Here is a 14,592-nt window from a genome sequence, read left to right as displayed (position 1 = left end):
GAGGTGGGCGCCCTCTCACCGGTCGGTCCGTGCGCGGCCCACCCCGGGGAACAGTCCTTCCGGAGCGCACGTTATCGTCACATTGACGAGATAAAGAGCCTCTAACCATCCCCACAAGGAGGCGGCAATGACGATTCCAGCCATCCCCCTGAGGCTGACCGCCCCACCTCCGGGCTGGACGGTCGACGCGGACGTCGTCGTGGTCGGCTCCGGTGTCGCGGGATTGACCACGGCGCTGCGCCATGCCCGCCTCGACCCCGGGGCCAGGGTCCTGGTCGTCACCAAGGACGTGCTCTCCTCGGGTTCCACCCGCTGGGCGCAGGGCGGCATCGCCGCCGTGCTCGACCCCCGGGACACCCCTGCCGAGCACCTGTCCGACACCCTCGTCGCGGGGGCCGGTCTCTGCGACGAGGAGGCCGTCCGGGTCCTGGTCACCGAGGGGCCGGGGGCGCTGCGCGAGCTGATGGCGACGGGGGCCAGGTTCGACACCGACGCCTCGGGTGAGCTCCAGCTCACCAGGGAGGGCGGTCACCGGCGCAACCGCATCGTGCACGCCGGCGGCGACGCCACCGGGGCCGAGGTGCAGCGGGCGCTCATCCAGGCCGTCCGGGAGTCGGCGATCCAGGTGATCGAGCACGCGCTCGTGCTCGATCTGCTCAAGGACGCCGAGGGCCGGGCCGCCGGAGTGACCCTGCACGTCATGGGCGAGGGCGAACGCGACGGGGTGGGCGCGGTCAGGGCCGGGGCCGTGGTGCTGGCCACCGGCGGCATGGGCCAGGTCTACGCCGCCACCACCAACCCGGCCGTCTCCACCGGCGACGGCGTGGCGCTCGCGCTGCGGGCCGGCGCCGTCGTCAGGGACCTGGAGTTCGTCCAGTTCCACCCGACCGTGTTCTGGCTCGGTGAGGACTCCGTCGGCCAGCAGCCGCTGATCTCCGAGGCGGTCAGGGGCGAGGGCGCGGTGCTCGTCGACGCCGAGGGTGTCCGCTTCATGCGGGACGTCCACGAGCTCGCCGACCTCGCGCCCCGCGACGTGGTGGCCAAGGCGATCATGCGGCGGATGCGTGAGACCGGAGCCGACCACGTGTATCTCGACGCCCGCCACTTCGGCGCGGAGAAGTGGCGCACCCGGTTCCCGACGATTCACGCCGTCTGCCGGGAGCACGGCGTCGACCCGGTCACCGCGCTCATCCCGGTCGTCCCCGCCGCCCACTACGCCAGCGGCGGCGTCCGGACCGACCTGCGTGGCCGTACCAGCGTGCCGGGCCTGTACGCCTGCGGTGAGGTGGCCTGCACCGGTGTGCACGGCGCCAACCGGCTGGCCTCGAACTCGCTGCTCGAAGGTCTGGTCTTCGCCGAGCGGATCGCCGCCGACATCCACGCCGAGCGGCGGGGCTCCGGCGCACCGGTGGCCGACGAGCGGCCGAGTGGCCTGGTGGACCCCAGGGCGCGACCCAGGATCCAGGGGCACATGAGCCGGGGCGCGAGCGTGCTGCGCAACCGGAAGTCCCTGACCGAGGTGGCCAGGGCGCTGCTGGACGTCCGGTGGACCCCGGTGGCGGTCCAGCCGTGCACCGAGTCGTGGGAGACCACGAACCTGCTGACGATCGCCTCGGCGCTGGTGGCCGTGGCCCGCACCCGCGAGGAGACCCGCGGGTCACACTGGCGCGAGGACTTCTCCGAGCGAAACGATGCCTGGTGGCTGGGCCACCTCGACCTGACCCTGACGGCGGAGGGAACAACCATGACATACGTCCCGCACGCGAGCGGCGCGGACGGCCTGCCGTCCCGGGTGCAGGCGGACCTGGTCGAGGCCGGTCTCGACCCGGCCGCGGTGACGGCGCTCTTCGCGACCGCGGTGGCCGAGGACGTCCAGGAGGCGGGCGACGTCACCAGCGTCTCCACCATCCCGGCGGGCCGGACCGACACCGCCGACGTGGTGGCCCGCGCCGACGGGGTGGTCGCCGGGCTGGCCCTCGCCGAGGGCCTCTTCTCCTACGTCAGTGAGGGCCGCCTGGCCGTCGAGCGCCGGGCCAAGGACGGCGAGCGCGTCGCGAGGGGCGACGTGCTGATGACCGTCACCGGTCCCACCAGGGACCTGCTGACCGCCGAGCGGACGGCGCTCAACCTGCTCACCCACCTGTCCGGCATCGCCACCCTCACCGGCCGCTGGGTGCGGGCCGTGGCGGGCACCGGGGCACGGGTCAGGGACAGCCGGAAGACGCTGCCCGGCCTGCGGGCCCTGGAGAAGTACGCCGTGCGCTGCGGCGGCGGGGTCAACCACCGCATGTCCCTCTCGGACGCCGCGTTGATCAAGGACAACCACGTGGTGGCCGCCGGCGGGGTGGCGGAGGCGTTCCGCGCGGTCCGGGACGCCCACCCCGGCCTGCCGATCGAGGTCGAGGTCGACCGGATCGACCAGATCGAGCCGGTGCTCGCCGAGGGCGCCGAGGAGATCCTGCTGGACAACTTCACCGTGGAGGAGCTGACGCTGGCCGTACGGCTGGTGAGCGGCAGGGCGCGGCTGGAGTCCAGCGGGGGGTTGACCCTGGAGTCGGCTCGTGATGTAGCTGAAACAGGCGTTGACTATCTTGCCGTTGGTGCGCTCACGCACTCGGCACCCGCTCTTGACATCGCGCTGGACCTTCGGGGGAATTGATGCTGCTTGCCATCGATGTCGGTAACACCCACACCGTTCTCGGCCTGTTCGAGGGCGAGGACGTCATCGAGCACTGGCGCATCGCCACCGACGCCCGGCGCACGGCGGACGAGATCGCCGTCGTGCTGCAGGGGCTGCTCGGGCAGTCGCCGCTGCTCAAGGGGGCTGACGTCGGCGGTATCGCGCTCTGCTCCACGGTGCCGTCGGTGCTCAACGAGATGCGCGAGATGTGCCGCCGCTACTACGGCGACGTCACCGCGGTGATCGTCGAGCCCGGCGTCCGCACCGGGGTCCCGGTCAGGATGGACAACCCCAAGGAGGTCGGCAGCGATCGGATCGTCAACGCGCTGGCCGCCATCCAGCTGTACGGCGGGCCGTGCGTCATCGTCGACTTCGGCACCGCGACCTCCTTCGACGCGGTCTCCACCAAGGGGGAGTACATCGGCGCGGTGACCGCCCCCGGCATCGAGATCTCGGTGGACGCCCTGGCCGCGGCCGGGGCGCAGCTCCACAAGGTGGAGCTGATCCGGCCCCGCTCGGTGATCGCCAAGAACACGGTCGAGGCGCTCCAGGCGGGCATCATCTACGGTTTCGCCGGTCAGGTGGACGGGATCGTCGACCGCATGGCGGCCGAGCTGGCCGACGACCCGGACGACGTCACCGTGGTCGCCACCGGCAGCGCGGCGCCGCTGGTGGTCGGCGAGGCGCGCTCGATCGACGTGCACGAGCCGTGGCTCACGCTGATCGGCCTTCGGCTGATCTATCAGCGCAACACCCCTTAGCCGGACATCGGTAACCTTGCTCTGTGACCGATGAAGTGACCAACCCCGCCGAGGATCTGCCCGAGCAGATGCGCGTGCGCCGGGAGAAGCTCGACCGCCTCCGCTCCGAGGGCGTCGACCCCTACCCGGTGAACTTTCCGCGTACCGCGACCAACGATGAGATCCGCGAAAAATACGCGGATCTCGCCGCTGACACCGCGACCGGCGACAGAGTGGGTGTCACCGGACGGGTCATGCTGTCGCGGACCGGGGGCAAGCTCTGCTTCGCCACCATCCGCGACGGCTCGGCCGACCTGCAGGTCATGATCTCCCTGGACCGGGTGGGCGAGGAGTCCCTGGCCGCCTGGAAGCGCGACGTGGACCTCGGCGACCACGTCGGCATCGAGGGAGAGGTCATCACCTCCCGCAGGGGGGAGCTGTCCATCCTCGCCGACCGCTGGGCGATCACCTCCAAGTGCCTGCGCCCGCTGCCGGAGAAGCACGCCGGCCTGACCGACCCCGAGGCGCGGGTCCGCCTGCGCTACGTGGACCTCATCGTCAACGACGAGGCGCGCAAGATGGCCCACACCCGCAGCGCGGTGGTGCGGGCGATCCGTGACTTCTGGCACGGTGAGGGCTATCTGGAGGTCGAGACGCCGATGCTCCAGCCGGTCCACGGCGGTGCGACGGCCCGGCCGTTCAAGACCCACATCAACGCCTACGACATGGATCTCTACCTCCGGATCGCGATCGAGCTCTACCTCAAGCGGCTCGTGGTGGGCGGCATCGAGAAGGTTTTCGAGATCAACCGCAACTTCCGCAACGAGGGCGCGGACGCCACCCACAACCCCGAGTTCACGATGCTTGAGGCGTATGGGACGTATCTCGACTACAACGACATGGCCGACCTGACCCAGCGCATGATCCAGAACGCGGTCGTGGCCGCGCTCGGCCACTCCGTGGTGACCCATCAGGGCCACCAGATCGACCTGGGGCCGGCCGAGTGGCCGAGGATCACCCTGTACGGGTCGGTCTCGGAGGCGCTGGGCGAGGAGGTCACCACCGAGACGCCGCTGGAGAAGGTCCGCAAGCTCGCGGACGCGCGGGAGATCCGCTGGGACCCCAAGTGGGGCCAGGGCAAGCTCGTCCAGGAGATCTTCGAGGCGCTCGTCGAGCACACCCTCATCCAGCCCACGTTCGTCATGGACTACCCGCTGGAGACCTCACCGCTGACCCGCCAGCACCGGGACAACCCGCTCCTCACCGAGAAGTGGGACCTGATCGGCTTCGGCACCGAGCTGGGCACCGCCTACTCGGAGCTGGTCGACCCGGTCGAGCAGCGCCGCCGCCTCACCGAGCAGTCCCTGCTGGCCGCGGGCGGCGACGCCGAGGCCATGCAGCTCGACGAGGACTTCCTCGCCGCCCTGGAGTACGCCATGCCACCCACGGGGGGTATGGGGCTCGGCGTGGACCGCCTGGTCATGGCCTTCACCGGCAAGAACATCCGCGAGACCATCCTGTTCCCGTTGGTCAAGCCCGCGGGCTGAGCGGCCCAAGGACGTGTCGGCCCGCGGGGGTGTGTTTTCGGACATGCCCCCGCGGGCCCTGCTTTCGGCTGTCCGTTTTCAGATACGCCCTTCCCCTCGGTACGGAGGTCGCCGGTGAGCGGCGGCCGTGCCGCCCGTCGGTGGACGGCGATTGCGCGGAGGGGCGTCGGCGGCCGGTCAGAGGGTCGGATAATTCCAGTCGAGGCGGCGTATGGCATGGAAACGCCATTTCGCTGGTGTTCCCGTCTTGTACTGATTGGCTAGTTTCGCCAGATATGTGCCGGATGCCGTAAAAATCGACTCACTTCTCTCTCATTGCGAGCCGATTCCCCCGGATCTGTCAAGGGGGTGGGTCAGGCCTCTGTGAGAGGGTGCGCCAGGTGAGGTCGTTCTTTCTGGTGGAATGTGAGAGGAGGGCGGTGGCCGTGTGACCGCCGGTGGAGGCGGTCCCGCCGCGGGGGGCCCTGGCGAAACCTTGTTCTGCGAAGACTCCGTCTGTCAGGGGACGGCGGGGCGCCCGGGGGAGCCGGCCTTGGCGCGGCCATGACTTAACCGTAAAGGCGCCGACATATCATGAGTACTTCACGTAGCACACGCTATGTCAACAGCGCGTACTACCTCTATGAAGAGTGGAACTTGACGACCTTTGAACAAGCCGTTTACCGTTCCTGACGGGCGGCATTGATTCCAGACGACTCACGCCTGAGTTCCAGCGCGGGGGGAGCGACTCCAGATGGCATATCCAGAGGTGGACTCCCGCCGCGGCGACGGTCTTCTGGGCATGGGTGAGATCGGTCTGAGCGACGAGGATCTCGTGCTGCTGGCAGAGCTCGCCAAGGGCGTCACCGTGGACCGGGTGGGGCGCCGACTCGACATCAGCGGCCGGACGGTCCGGCGCAGGCTCCGCGGGATCTGCGACCGCATCGGGGTGGCCACGGCGATCGAGGCCGTGGCCTGGGCCGCCCGCCGGCGACTGATCTGAACCCCGCCTCCCGGCCCGCTCCGGCCTTGGAGGCGACACCCCTACACCATGCCCCGTTTTGTCCCCGCGGTCGCCCCAGGGGCTCTCTCAGCCCGCCCCAGGGTGGTTCTCAGCCCGCGCTCGGCGCGCGACCGGTCCCGCACCCGACCCGCGTCCGGGTGTTCGCGGCCGGTCCACGCCGGGTTCGCGCCCGGTCCGCGGCGGGGTGTTCGCGCCCGGTCCGCGCCGTGGTCCGCGCCGGGTTCGCGCTCAGTCCGCGATACGCACACCACCTGCGAAGGGGCGGTTGTCGATCGTCGCGATGTGGATGACGTCACCGGTCTGGGGGGCGTGGACCATCAGGCCCGCGCCGATGTAGATCCCCACGTGGTGCAGGTCGCTGTAGAAGAAGACCAGGTCCCCGGGGCGCAGGTCGTCCCTGGAGACGTGGGTGCCCGCCGTCCACTGGTTGCCCGTGTAGTGCGGCAGGCTGATGCCGACCTTCTGGTAGGCCCACATCACCAGGCCCGAGCAGTCGAAGGAGTTCGGTCCCTCGGCGCCCCACACATACGGCTTGAGCTGCTGGGTGAGGGCCCACCGGGCGGCCTCGGCGGCCTTGCCGTCGCCCGCGATCGGCACGTCGATCTTCACCCGGTTGCCCCGGGTGCTGCTCGCCCGGGACCGCACCTGCCGGAACAGGCTGCTCTCGACCTTGGCGACCAGGCGCTCGATCGTGGTGCGCCTGTCGCCGATCTGGTTGAGCAGGTCCTTGACCTCGCTGGTCCGGGCCTTGGCGCTCACCTGCGCGCTCTCCGCGGCCTTGATCGCCCGGCCGACCTGGGCGACCTCCTCGCTCTGCTGCTGCTGGAGCGCGTAGTTCGTGGTGGCCTGGTCGAGGAAGGCGTCGGGGTCGGAGGACTGGCTGAAGGTGAGCCCCGGGCCCAGCCCCCCCGCCATGTAGCTGCTCTGCGCGAGCAGGGTGGCCTTGGTACGCCGCGACTCCAGCTCCGACTCGCTGACGGCGAGGGTCTTCTCGGCGCTCTCGGCGGCGCGCTGGGCCTGCTTGAGCTTGACCCGCTCGCCGTTGTACTGCTCGGTGAGCGTCTCGATCTCGGTGTGCAGCTTCTCGGCCTGCTTGGCGAGCTGGCGGAGGCTGGGCTGCGGGTCGGCGGTGGCCGCCACGAGAGGGGTGCCGAGGGTGAGGGAGGCGAACGCCGTCCCGATGACCGCGAACCGGAACGACAGTCCGCGCGCCGCCTGTTCTCGGCCGCGGGCGTGCCTGCCCGCACGTCGTGCCCCACGGTCGCGCATGCGCTTCACCAACAGGCTCCTCTCTTGGCCGCCTACCGGGTTAGCTGACGGGTTCGGGCCGGAGGCAGCCCTACCGGATGCCGGTGGCACCTCGGATTCACCCCGGGGGACGTCGGGAGGGTGGGTCCCCGGTTCCCCAGTCGGGGGATTCGGCGGGTCAGCTCTTTACGTTGCTGACATCGAGGACGGACATTAGTGCAATTGGAGGTTCATGCTCAACCAGAACTGCAAAGTTGGTAGAGCTTTCACAACTGAAATGTCACGGTCGGGTCACATCATTGCATGATCGATGTGCGTGCCACGTCGGCCCCGCGTCCCTTCTGGCGGAGGTGACAGGGGTCTTCGCAGGTCCGTGCCTGTGAGACGGGGGGATTCGGTCCGTCGGCGGAGATCTCGGCTCACCGTGGTAAGCGGGCTACGGTGCGCCATCCAACGGCTCCTGGACAGGGGTTAAGGCTGAGCCGTAAATAGGTGGTGACGAGGACGTACGCTGATCGGTCATGGAGCAGGTTGCGGAGCGGTCCCCGACGCGGGCCGTACGCCACACCGGAGACGCGGGACGACGGGCGGGGGCCGTGGACGGGGGAGTGGACGCGGATCGGGGGTCGCCGAGCCGGCGGGAGGCCGGGGCGGACGCCATCGCGATCACGGTCCGGCGTGCCCGCACCCCGGACGTGCGCGGCATCCGGCGGCTTGTCGACACCTACGCCGGGGCCGGTCCTCGCCTGCTGGAGAAGGCCACGGTCACCCTGTACGAGGACGTCCAGGAGTTCTGGGTGGCCGACAGGGACGGGGTCGTGGTGGGTTGCGGGGCGCTCCACGTCCTGTGGGAGGACCTCGCCGAGATCCGCACGGTCGCCGTCGATCCCGGCTGCCGGGGCCTGGGCGTCGGCCACCGGATCGTCTCCGAGCTCGTCCGCGCCGCCGGCGAGCTGGGCCTGCGCCGGGTCTTCTGTCTCACCTTCGAGGTTGATTTCTTCGCCCGGCACGGATTTCAGGAGATCCAGGGCACCCCCATCTCGCCGGAGGTCTACGCCGAACTTCTCGCCTCCTATGACGAGGGGGTCGCCGAGTTCCTTGAGTTGGAGCACGTCAAGCCCAATACCCTGGGCAACACCCGAATGCTGCTGTACCTGACACCACGGACCGGCTAGCTTTCCTCGGGTATTGGCTGATGCAAAAGGTGACTGTTGATACCTATCTCGATACCTTGTGCTCCAGAAGCATGTGAGTCGGCCATGTGCCACATGCGCAGTCGAAGTGAGGTGACGCGGTGAGCACCGGACAGCCACCGTATCCGCAGGATGATCCCGACCGCTCACCGTCGGGGCATCCGCAATACGGACACAATGGAGGTCGACCCCCTGGTGAACCCGATCCCGATGTGACAGTTGTGGGATATCGATCGGAGGCCTCACCGTCGAACACGGGACCGGGGCAGACCCAGCCGGGTTACGGCCAGGCGGCCTACGGCCAGCAGCCGGGGACCGGCGCCTACGGTCAGCAGCCCGGTTATGGTCAGCAGTCTGATTACGGGCAACAGTCTGATTACGGTCAGCAGGCCTCCCAGCCCGGTTACGGCCAGCAGGCGGCCTACGGCCAGCAGCCCGGCTACGGTCAGCAGGCCCCGCAGGAGCAGCCGGGTTACGGCCAGGCGGCCTACGGCCAGCAGCCGGGGACCGGCGCCTATGGACAGCAGCCCGGTTACGGTCAGCAGCCTGATTACGGGCAACAGTCTGATTACGGTCAGCAGGCCTCCCAGCCCGGTTACGGTCAGCAGCCCGGGTACGGCCAGCAGCCGGGGACCGGCGCCTACGGTCAGCAGCCCGGTTACGGCCAGCAGCCCGACTACGGTCAGCAGGCCTCCCAGCCCGGTTACGGTCAGCAGCCCGGGTACGGCCAGCAGCCGGGCTATGGCCAGCAGCCCGGTTACGGTCAGGCCGCCCCCTACTCCCAGGGGTACGGACCTCAGGGGGAGATGCCCCCCGGCGCCCCGGCACCGCTCGCGGAGTGGTGGCAGCGTCTGGTGGCCCGTCTCATCGACTTCATCATCCTGGCGATCCCGACATTCATTGTCTCCAAGGTGATGACCGCGATCCTGGTCACCCAGCCGGACTTCGACCTCGAAACCGGCAAGTTCACCGCCGGGGGCGGATTCGTCCTCGCGGCCGTGCTCACCGGGATCGTCGGCGGCCTGATCTACACCGCCTACGAGTTCCTGATGGTCCGGCAGAGTGGCCAGACCGTCGGCAAGATGGTCATGGGTATCAAGGTCGTGGCGGTCGGCGGCGCGCCGCAGCCGGGCGGGCTCTCCCCCGACCTCGCGCTCAAGCGGGCAGGTGTGCTCTTCGGTCCGATCATGGTGAACGGGATCCCGGTCATCGGGTGGATCGCCTTCATCTTCTTCCTGGTGAACGTGCTCTGGCAGCTGTGGGACCAGCCGCTGCGGCAGTGTCTGCACGACAAGGTCGCCACGACGGTGGTCGTCAAGACCAAGTAGTCGCCTGAATATCGGGGCCGGCGGATGAACCGCCGGCCCCGTTTTCATACGTGGGCGGGTTCATACGCGGGCGGGAAACCCGGCCCGGTAACGGTGCCCCCTCCAGGCGCGATGGAAGCGCAAACCCATTCGCGGCGGGGAGAGGAGCGTTATGGCCGTCCACCGGCCTCCCCTGGCGACAATCCCCCTGGATCTGCGGTGTCGTGGCCCGGTGAGCCGTACGCCGCGCCGGCTCTCCTGCCCCGCGGAACCCATCCGCCCGGCCATATGGGACCGTCGGCCGTCTCGCTCTATGGGATGCCAATGGGAGGGCACTCGCCGCGCGGAGTTCCCGTCTCACTCGCCGAATGGGCGCCGCCTTGCGGACGCCCGCGCCGTCGTCGGCGTCATCTTGGCGCGGTCCGCCGGAAACTTCGTGCGGTCCGCCGGATTGTCGTGCCGGACTTCTCCTTCCACTTCCGGGCGGCACGTGAAGACCTTCTTGCCGATCCCGGCTCCACCCCCATGGCGTTGCCAAGGTTGTTGCGCGGCCCGATCCTGTTTGGTGGTTATACGGTCTACGACTATGTCCTGGATGCGGAGAGGGAAGTACTCTTGGGAAGAAAACGATGAAGGTCTGCCTTGTTCCGTCCGGCGGTGCTGTACCGCCACCCCCTGTCCGATGAACCGGGCAGCTCTCTATCCGGACGTTCTTCACGCCGGAGGCATTACCGCGGCGAACCCGCCGGTGATGATCTTCAGCTCTGCGGCAGACCTGTCCCGCCTCCCCCGCAACCACCCCTCACCAGGGGTTTCTCGGCCCAGGGGAGGGTAGTCTGGTGGTCATCAGGCCGGAGTGAGATTGATTTTTCGGCGGAGCGATCACCACGATGATCGCCCTGTCGGTTTTTTCCCTGCGGCTTTACGGAGTGCAACCGGTAAGACGGCTGGAGAGAAGCATTAAGGTAGTCAGCGGTCGACATGGCCGCCCCAGTGACACCTCTGGCCCGCAGGTGACGCTATGGTCATCTGTGGACGGATCCGGACTGATCGAGCGAGCGCCGTGCGCGGCCCGGGATGCCGCCGCCAGAAATTCCATGGTCCCCGGAAAGTTGCCCACGGTGCGGAGCGAGGACGAATGAGCGACGTATTGTCCGCGTTGATACCCCCGGTGGTCGTCGGCGGGGCCTTCATCTACGGAGTTGTCAAGCTTCTTCGCAGTGAAGCCGCAGGCCGCCGCCCGACAAAACGGCGGGATCCGTCTGAGTCGCAGAACAGCTGATCCACTCCCCCCCTCCGGAGGTCGGCAAGAATCGCCGGGCTCCCGGAATTGCCGCTCTCCGATTGCGGGTATATGTTTAGCTAGCGAATGAAACAATACTCCGCGAAAGGATTGCGTAGATGGCCAAGCAGATCCAGGAGATTCTCATCGACGACCTCGATGGGGGCGAGGCCAATGAGACTGTCGCCTTCGCGATTGACGGCACGAGCTATGAGATTGATCTCAGTGAAGTAAACGCGAAGAAGCTCCGCGACTCCCTGTCGCCTTTCGTGCAGAGCGCTCGCCGTTCGGGTGCGCTCGCCCCTCGTCGTCGCCGTGCAGGTGGCGCGCGGGCACTCACGAGAGAGAAGAGCGCCGACATCCGGGCGTGGGCCAAGTCCCACGGTCTTAATGTCAGCGAGCGCGGTCGAATCGCCTCCAAGATCGTCGAGCAGTACGAAGCGGCTCACTAGATCGTTGAATCATGCGGTTATGGCGGCCACGGTGGGGTCCGGTGGCGGCCATGACCGCATGACGCGTTTGGGTGGTCGATAAACGTCGTTCGCTTGCGGCGTATCGGGAACACCGCACCCCCCGCAGGTAGTTGGATGGAGGGTGAACGCCCTGCTCTCGGGGAACGTCTACTGCATAGAGCGGTCGCCGGGGCGGGGCTACCATGCGGGATGACAGGGCCCGGATATCCCGGACCTGCCTGACCGCTCTGTGAGGAGCGACGAGATGTTCGAGAGGTTCACCGACCGCGCGCGGCGGGTTGTCGTCCTGGCCCAAGAAGAGGCCCGGATGCTCAACCACAACTACATCGGTACGGAGCACATTCTTCTTGGCTTGATCCATGAAGGTGAAGGCGTTGCCGCCAAGGCTCTGGAGAGCCTCGGCATCAGTCTTGAGGGTGTGCGTCAGCAGGTCGAGGAGATCATCGGCCAAGGACAGTCTGCGCCGTCGGGGCACATTCCCTTCACCCCACGCGCCAAGAAGGTCCTTGAGCTGTCGCTCCGCGAGGCCTTGCAACTGGGGCACAACTACATCGGCACCGAGCACATCCTGCTCGGCCTCATCCGTGAGGGCGAGGGCGTCGCCGCCCAGGTGCTGGTGAAGCTGGGCGCGGATCTCAACCGCGTACGGCAGCAGGTCATCCAGTTGCTCCACGGCTACCAGGGCAAGGAGCCGGCCGCCTCGGGCGGCCCGCAGGAGGCCGCGCCGTCGACCTCCCTTGTGCTGGACCAGTTCGGCCGCAACCTGACCCAGGCCGCCCGTGAGGGCAAGCTCGACCCGGTCATCGGCCGGGAGAAGGAGATCGAGCGGGTCATGCAGGTCCTCTCCCGGAGGACCAAGAACAACCCCGTCCTGGTGGGCGAGCCCGGCGTCGGCAAGACCGCCGTCGTCGAGGGTCTCTCCCAGAAGATCGTCAAGGGCGAGGTCCCGGAGACGCTCAAGGACAAGCAGCTCTACACCCTGGATCTGGGCGCGCTGGTGGCGGGCTCCCGCTACCGGGGTGACTTCGAGGAGCGCCTGAAGAAGGTCCTCAAGGAGATCCGCACCCGCGGCGACATCATCCTGTTCATCGACGAGCTGCACACGCTCGTCGGCGCGGGCGCCGCCGAGGGCGCCATCGACGCCGCCAGCATCCTCAAGCCGATGCTGGCCCGCGGCGAGCTGCAGACCATCGGAGCCACCACGCTCGACGAGTACCGCAAGCACCTGGAGAAGGACGCCGCGCTGGAGCGCCGCTTCCAGCCGATCCAGGTGGCCGAGCCCAGCCTCAGCCACACGATCGAGATCCTCAAGGGCCTGCGCGACCGTTACGAGGCCCACCACCGGGTCTCCATCACCGACGGCGCCCTCGTGGCCGCCGCTCAGCTCGCCGACCGTTACATCAGCGACCGGTTCCTGCCGGACAAGGCGATCGACCTCATCGACGAGGCCGGCTCGCGCATGCGCATCCGCCGGATGACCGCGCCGCCGGACCTGCGCGAGTACGACGAGAAGATCGCCAACGTGCGGCGCGACAAGGAGTCCGCGATCGATGCGCAGGACTTCGAGAAGGCCGCGGCCCTGCGCGACCAGGAGAAGCAGCTCCAGCTCAAGCGGGAACGCCGCGAGAAGGAGTGGAAGGCCGGCGACATGGACGTCGTGGCCGAGGTCACCGAGGAGCTCATCGCCGAGGTCCTGGCCACCGCCACCGGCATCCCGGTCTTCAAGCTCACCGAGGAGGAGTCCCAGCGGCTGCTCCGCATGGAGGACGAGCTGCACAAGCGGATCATCGGCCAGGACGACGCCATCAAGGGGCTGTCCCGCTCGATCCGCCGTACCCGCGCCGGTCTGAAGGACCCGCGCCGCCCGGGTGGCTCGTTCATCTTCGCCGGCCCGTCCGGTGTCGGTAAGACCGAGCTGTCCAAGGCGCTGGCCGAGTTCCTGTTCGGGGACGAGGACGCGCTGATCATGCTGGACATGTCCGAGTTCATGGAGAAGCACACCGTCTCCCGGCTCTTCGGCTCTCCTCCCGGCTACGTCGGATACGAGGAGGGTGGCCAGCTGACCGAGAAGGTGCGGCGCAAGCCGTTCTCCGTGGTCCTCTTCGACGAGATCGAGAAGGCCCACCCGGACATCTTCAACTCCCTGCTGCAGATCCTGGAGGACGGTCGCCTGACCGACGCCCAGGGCCGGGTGGTGGACTTCAAGAACACCGTCATCATCATGACGACCAACCTCGGCACCCGGGACATCTCCAAGGGCATCGGGGTGGGCTTCGCGAAGGCCAACGACGCCGAGTCGAACTACGACCGGATGAAGGCCAAGGTCCAGGAGGAGCTCAAGCAGCACTTCCGGCCCGAGTTCCTCAACCGTGTCGACGACATCGTGGTCTTCCACCAGCTCACGCCGAAGGAGATCATCCAGATCGTGGACCTGATGCTCGCCCAGGTGGCGCTGCGTCTGAAGGACCGCGACATGGGCATGGAGCTCACCCAGGAGGCCAAGCAGCTGCTGGCCGACCGGGGCTACGACCCGGTGATGGGTGCCCGGCCGCTCCGCCGGACGATCCAGCGCGAGCTGGAGGACATGCTGTCGGAGAAGATCCTGTACGGCGAGATCCGTCCCGGCCAGATCGTCAAGATCGCGGTCGAGGGGGAGGGCGACGACGCGAAGTTCACCTTCGCCGGTGAGCCCGCGCCCTCCGACCAGGTCCCGGACTCGGCCGCCGCCATCGCGGAGCCGATCCAGAACTAGGTCACACGTCAGCACCGGAGCAGACCCCGCCGTGAGCACGTCACGGCGGGGTCTGCCCGTCTGTTCCCGCTGTTGTCCCGGAGAGCCGGGGTTGACCCCGAAGAAGGCGTCACGCCACTTTGTTCGTCAAGAAGGTGCCTCGCCACCAAAGGTAGTACTACACTCTGTAGAGTGAGTCTGCCCAACAGCTCACCCAAGCGATCCACACGTTGTACCGATTGCGGTGAGATCGGTCTGGAAGTCAGCCCAGCGGCGTAGCGAGGAATCAGCTCCGGGAGTGACGCGGAGAGCGGCGCCACGCGGGATGCTCGGCGGACCGAGCCGGATCCCCGGCCAGAGATCCGTCACCCACGACACCACGACACCA

The 14,592-nt window shown here is 68.2% G+C and carries 10 protein-coding genes and 1 riboswitch; of the genes, 9 read left to right on the top strand and 1 reads right to left on the bottom strand.

All coding sequences use genetic code 11. The features are described from left to right. Positions 1–127: 127 nt before the first annotated feature. The 4 genes from ABZ194_RS08735 to ABZ194_RS08720 all read left to right on the top strand — a co-directional run bounded on the left by ABZ194_RS08735 (position 128) and on the right by ABZ194_RS08720 (position 5,949). Positions 128–2,659, top strand: coding sequence for an L-aspartate oxidase (locus ABZ194_RS08735; RefSeq protein WP_355593879.1), 2,532 nt, complete (start codon positions 128–130; stop codon positions 2,657–2,659). After that, positions 2,659–3,441, top strand: coding sequence for a type III pantothenate kinase (locus tag ABZ194_RS08730; RefSeq protein WP_355593877.1), 783 nt, complete (start codon positions 2,659–2,661; stop codon positions 3,439–3,441). The genes ABZ194_RS08735 and ABZ194_RS08730 overlap by 1 nt, the downstream gene beginning before the upstream one ends. A gap of 23 nt (positions 3,442–3,464) precedes the next feature. Beyond that, positions 3,465–4,967 carry a bifunctional lysylphosphatidylglycerol synthetase/lysine--tRNA ligase LysX gene (lysX, locus tag ABZ194_RS08725; protein WP_355593874.1) on the top strand — a complete coding sequence of 501 codons (1,503 nt, stop codon included), beginning with the start codon at positions 3,465–3,467 and terminating at the stop codon, positions 4,965–4,967. A gap of 781 nt (positions 4,968–5,748) precedes the next feature. After that, complete coding sequence (locus tag ABZ194_RS08720) at positions 5,749–5,949, top strand: LuxR C-terminal-related transcriptional regulator (protein WP_031157992.1); 201 nt, start codon at positions 5,749–5,751, stop codon at positions 5,947–5,949. Positions 5,950–6,198: 249 nt separating this feature from the next. On the opposite strand, the gene ABZ194_RS08715 is transcribed toward ABZ194_RS08720, so the two are convergent. Then, a complete protein-coding gene (locus tag ABZ194_RS08715; protein ID WP_355593931.1) occupies positions 6,199–7,239 on the bottom strand; it encodes an NlpC/P60 family protein in 1,041 nt (346 codons plus the stop codon). Positions 7,240–7,253: 14 nt separating this feature from the next. After that, positions 7,254–7,404, bottom strand: a riboswitch (cyclic di-AMP (ydaO/yuaA leader). A gap of 473 nt (positions 7,405–7,877) precedes the next feature. Here ABZ194_RS08715 and ABZ194_RS08710 point away from each other — a divergent pair. The 5 genes from ABZ194_RS08710 to ABZ194_RS08690 all read left to right on the top strand — a co-directional run bounded on the left by ABZ194_RS08710 (position 7,878) and on the right by ABZ194_RS08690 (position 14,225). After that, on the top strand, positions 7,878–8,393 hold the full coding sequence (locus tag ABZ194_RS08710; RefSeq protein WP_355593929.1) for an amino-acid N-acetyltransferase: 516 nt from the start codon (positions 7,878–7,880) through the stop codon (positions 8,391–8,393). A gap of 239 nt (positions 8,394–8,632) precedes the next feature. Further along, entirely contained in the window at positions 8,633–9,739 is a 1,107-nt protein-coding gene (locus tag ABZ194_RS08705) for an RDD family protein (RefSeq protein ID WP_355593872.1), read from the top strand. A 435-nt stretch (positions 9,740–10,174) separates the two neighbouring features. Beyond that, positions 10,175–10,351 carry a hypothetical protein gene (locus tag ABZ194_RS08700; protein WP_355593870.1) on the top strand — a complete coding sequence of 59 codons (177 nt, stop codon included), beginning with the start codon at positions 10,175–10,177 and terminating at the stop codon, positions 10,349–10,351. Between the two features lie 768 nt (positions 10,352–11,119). Continuing rightward, entirely contained in the window at positions 11,120–11,452 is a 333-nt protein-coding gene (locus ABZ194_RS08695; RefSeq protein ID WP_355593868.1) for an Lsr2 family protein, read from the top strand. Positions 11,453–11,717: 265 nt separating this feature from the next. Further along, entirely contained in the window at positions 11,718–14,225 is a 2,508-nt protein-coding gene (locus tag ABZ194_RS08690; RefSeq protein ID WP_355593866.1) for an ATP-dependent Clp protease ATP-binding subunit, read from the top strand. Positions 14,226–14,592 lie beyond the last annotated feature (367 nt).

It is taken from the genome of Streptosporangium sp. NPDC006007, assembly GCF_040614315.1.
Lineage (GTDB): Bacteria > Actinomycetota > Actinomycetes > Streptosporangiales > Streptosporangiaceae > Streptosporangium.
Note: the sequence above shows the minus strand (reverse complement) of the source record. Positions and strands in the feature narration are given on the sequence as shown.

Coding starts and splice junctions, on each gene's coding strand:
- ABZ194_RS08735 (WP_355593879.1), top strand. CDS start 128: ATGACGATTCCAGCCATCCCCCTGAGGCTGACCGCCCCACCTCCGGGC.
- ABZ194_RS08730 (WP_355593877.1), top strand. CDS start 2,659: ATGCTGCTTGCCATCGATGTCGGTAACACCCACACCGTTCTCGGCCTG.
- ABZ194_RS08720 (WP_031157992.1), top strand. CDS start 5,749: ATGGGTGAGATCGGTCTGAGCGACGAGGATCTCGTGCTGCTGGCAGAG.
- ABZ194_RS08715 (WP_355593931.1), bottom strand. CDS start 7,239: ATGCGCGACCGTGGGGCACGACGTGCGGGCAGGCACGCCCGCGGCCGA.
- ABZ194_RS08695 (WP_355593868.1), top strand. CDS start 11,120: ATGGCCAAGCAGATCCAGGAGATTCTCATCGACGACCTCGATGGGGGC.
- ABZ194_RS08690 (WP_355593866.1), top strand. CDS start 11,718: ATGTTCGAGAGGTTCACCGACCGCGCGCGGCGGGTTGTCGTCCTGGCC.